5 protein-coding genes are annotated in these 3,322 nt (G+C 67.4%); all 5 read right to left on the reverse strand.

Annotation, left to right across the window (positions count from 1 at the left end; translation table 11 throughout):
* On the reverse strand, window positions 1-1,034 hold a 1,034-nt coding region (sucC, locus tag VGT00_14545), incomplete at its 3' end, for an ADP-forming succinate--CoA ligase subunit beta (protein HEV8532637.1).
* 39 nt (window positions 1,035-1,073) lie between these two features.
* A complete protein-coding gene (gene frdD, locus VGT00_14550; GenBank protein HEV8532638.1) occupies window positions 1,074-1,421 on the reverse strand; it encodes a fumarate reductase subunit FrdD in 348 nt (115 codons plus the stop codon).
* Between the two features lie 3 nt (window positions 1,422-1,424).
* Complete coding sequence (locus VGT00_14555) at window positions 1,425-1,835, reverse strand: fumarate reductase subunit C (protein ID HEV8532639.1); 411 nt, start codon at window positions 1,833-1,835, stop codon at window positions 1,425-1,427.
* A 58-nt stretch (window positions 1,836-1,893) separates the two neighbouring features.
* A complete protein-coding gene (locus VGT00_14560; protein ID HEV8532640.1) occupies window positions 1,894-2,643 on the reverse strand; it encodes a succinate dehydrogenase/fumarate reductase iron-sulfur subunit in 750 nt (249 codons plus the stop codon).
* Window positions 2,644-2,652: 9 nt separating this feature from the next.
* Window positions 2,653-3,322: FAD-binding protein (locus tag VGT00_14565; GenBank protein HEV8532641.1), on the reverse strand; the 670-nt coding region annotated here is incomplete at its 5' end.

Genomic DNA, 3,322 nt, shown 5'->3' on the forward strand with positions numbered 1-3,322 from the left:
ACCACGGGCAGCTTCAGGCCCAGCTTGTTCACCGCCGCGATGATGCCCTCGGCCAGCCGATCCACCCGGAGGATGCCGCCGAAGACGTTGATGAACACGGCCTTGACGGACGGGTCCGACGAGAGAATGCGAAAGGCGTTCTCGATCTGCTCGGGGGAGGCGCCGCCACCCACGTCGAGGAAGTTGGCGGGCTCGCCACCCGCCAGCTTGATGATGTCCATGGTCGCCATGGCCAGCCCCGCCCCGTTGACCATGCAGCCGACATTGCCGTCGAGCTTGATGTAGTTGAGCCCGTACTTCGAGGCCTCGACATCGAGCGGCGTCTCCTCGTTGATGTCCCGGAGGGCCACGATCTCCTTGTGCCGGTAGAGGGCGTTGTCGTCGAAGTTGAGCTTGGCGTCGAGGGCGAGCACGCGGCCGTCCCTGGTAATCACGAGGGGGTTGATCTCGGCCAGCGAGCAGTCCTTCTCGACATAGGCGCGGAAGAGGTTGAGGATGAGCGAGACCCCCGCCTTGAACTGGTCGCCAGAGAGCCCCAGGCCGAAGGCGAGGTTGCGCGCCTGGAACGGCTGGAGACCCAGGGCGGGGTCAGTCCACTCGCGAATGATCTTGTCCGGGTGGGTGGCGGCGACTTCCTCGATCTCCATGCCGCCGGCTTGCGAGGCCATGACGACGTGCGTGCCCTTCCCGCGGTCGAGGGTCATGGAGAGGTAGAGTTCGGTCGCGATCGGGGAGGCCTCTTCCACCAGCACCTTGAGTACCTTGATGCCCTCGGGCGGGGTCTGCGGGGTCTTGAGCATCATGCCGAGGATCTGTCTCGCGGCGGCCTCGGCGCCCGCGGCATCCTCCGCCAGCTTGACTCCGCCGGCCTTGCCGCGCCCGCCCGCGTGCACCTGCGCCTTGACGACGACCTTGCCCCCGAGCTTGGCGGCAATGGCCTTGGCCTGCGCCGGCGTGTCCGCAACCTCGCCGTTCGGCACGGGCACGCCGTACTCGCGCAGGATGGCCTTGCCTTGATACTCGTGGATCTTCATCGCCCGCTTCGGCTCACCCTTGAAATTCAGGCCGGGAGGTCATATCCGGATCAGCACCCACAGGGTGGCCACCGTGCCCACGATGGCGCTGCCGTAGCAGAGGACGGCGATGGGCGCCCGGAACCCGTGGAGCCCCAGGTCCTCCAGGATGAAGCGGAAGCGGTGGGCCCAGTGATAGAGCGGCAGGGCGATGAGCACGAACAGATAGACCTTGACGAGCGGATGGCTGACGAGCGCCAGCATCCGCGCGTGGCTCACGTTCACCCACCCGAGCGGGAGGGCCAGGCCGTGCAGGAAGATGTGGACGGGCACCAGGAACGCCGCCACCACCCCTCCTACCGAGAAGAGACTCCACCAGAGCGGCTCGATCGTCTTGCCGGGGGACATGGCTCAGCTCCTCACGAGCAGCCAGTACAGGATGAACAGCGACACGACGACCCAGGCGACGTAGTTACCGGCGACCACCAGCGGGGGCGGCACCTGACGGTCGCCCACGCGTACCACCTGAATGACGCCCGTGGCCTGAAACCACGTGATCGTGTGATAGAGAGCAAAGGCCAGGGCGACCACATGAAAGACGATCCACCCCGGAGATTGCAGCTTCGCCACCATGTCCGCGTAGACCTGGGGCCCCTGCCCGATCTTGTAGACGATGACGAGCAGCTCCACGAGGAAGATCGCGACGAAGACGCAGGTCACCTCCCGGAGCATGAAACGGACATACCCCGGACGCCGGAGCCACCAGGTCGCGGGCAGCTTGGGGTAGTAGAGGCCGGGGCGTGCGGGACGCGCCTCGCTCATAGGGATCTCCGCGAGCCCGGCTCGCACCGAAGGTGGCCCGTTCCAGGCGCGCGTGGCTTCATTTCCGGCCGCCCCAGGGCATGAGCACGGACATGGCCCAGTCCTTGGCGCCGGCCACCTTGGAGCGCTGGATCGCCGCGGCGGGGTCGACGCCCTTCGGGCACACCACCGAGCATTCGCCGACGAAGGTGCACTCCCACACGCCGACGCTGTCGCTCAGGATCGGCTCGCGCACCCGATATCCCTCGTCCCGCGAATCCAGGTTGTACCGGTAGGCGAGCGCGATGGCGGCGGGGCCGACGAAGGCCGGGGCCAGCCCGTAGACGGGGCAGGCCGCATAGCAGAGCATGCAGTTGATGCACATGCTGAACTGCTTGTAGGCCTCGAGCTGGGCCGGGCTCTGACGATACTCGCCCTCCGACACGGGCTTCTCCGTCTCGCGGATGAGCCAGGGCTTCACCCGGCGCAACTTCTCCAGAAAGTCGTCGAGGGCGACGACGAGATCCCGGATCACCGGGAAGTTCGCCAGGGGCTCCACGCGAATCGGCCCCGGGTGGTAGTCGCGCAGGAAGGCGGAGCACGTGAGCTTGGGGACGCCGTTCACCATCATCCCGCAGCTCCCGCACACGCCCATGCGACAGGACCACCGGTAGGTGAGCGACCCGTCCACCCGATCCTTGATGTGGTTGAGCGCATCGAGGACCACCCAGTCCTTCCGGTACGGCACCGAGAAGGATTCGGTGCGCGGCTCGGTGTCGTGGCCAGGCCGGTAGCGGGTCACCTCCAGCGTGATGGTCTCTTCGGTCATCGCTCCTCCTTAGTACTTCCGTTCCTCGGGGGGCCACCGGGTGATGGTGACGGGCAGGTAGTCGATGCGCGGGCCGTCGGGCGTCCGGTAGGCGAGCGAGTGCTTGAGGAAGCGCGCGTCGTCGCGCTTGGGGAAGTCCGTGCGGGTGTGGGACCCGCGCGACTCTTCCCGCAGCAGCGCCGAGTTGGCCACGGTCTCCGCCACGTCCAGCATGCAATCGAGCTCCAGGGCGGCGATCAGCTCCGTGTTGAAGACCGCGTCCCGGTCCGAGAGCCCGATGCGCGCGAAACGTCCCCGCAGCTCGCGGAGCGTCTTGCACGTCGCCTCCATGGTGGCCCGCTCCCGGTAGATGCCGCAGCCCTCCTCCATGGCCTTCTGCAGCTCCTCCCGGATGTCGGCGATCCGCTCGCGACCGTCGGCCCTGAGGAACCGCGTGTCGAGACGCTTCCGCTCGTCGCTCACCAGCTGGGCGACCGGATTCGCCTTGACGGCCGGCCGCTCCAGCGCGTGCCGGGCCGCGGAGCGGCCCGCGCGGGTTCCGAACACGAGCAACTCGGTGAGCGAGTTGGAGCCGAGGCGGTTGGCGCCGTTGATGGAGACACAGGCCGCCTCCCCGGCGGCGTACAAGCCCTCGAGCGGCGTCTTGGCGTTGATGTCAGTGGAGATGCCGCCCATCATG

The organism is Candidatus Methylomirabilota bacterium, assembly GCA_036002485.1.
In the GTDB taxonomy this organism is placed as follows: Bacteria; Methylomirabilota; Methylomirabilia; order Rokubacteriales; family CSP1-6; genus AR37.

What these genes read in the sequence shown, in the direction of transcription:
- frdD (HEV8532638.1), bottom strand. Translation starts at nt 1,421, where the DNA reads ATGTCCCCCGGCAAGACGATCGAGCCGCTCTGGTGGAGTCTCTTCTCG.
- VGT00_14555 (HEV8532639.1), bottom strand. Translation starts at nt 1,835, where the DNA reads ATGAGCGAGGCGCGTCCCGCACGCCCCGGCCTCTACTACCCCAAGCTG.
- VGT00_14560 (HEV8532640.1), bottom strand. Translation starts at nt 2,643, where the DNA reads ATGACCGAAGAGACCATCACGCTGGAGGTGACCCGCTACCGGCCTGGC.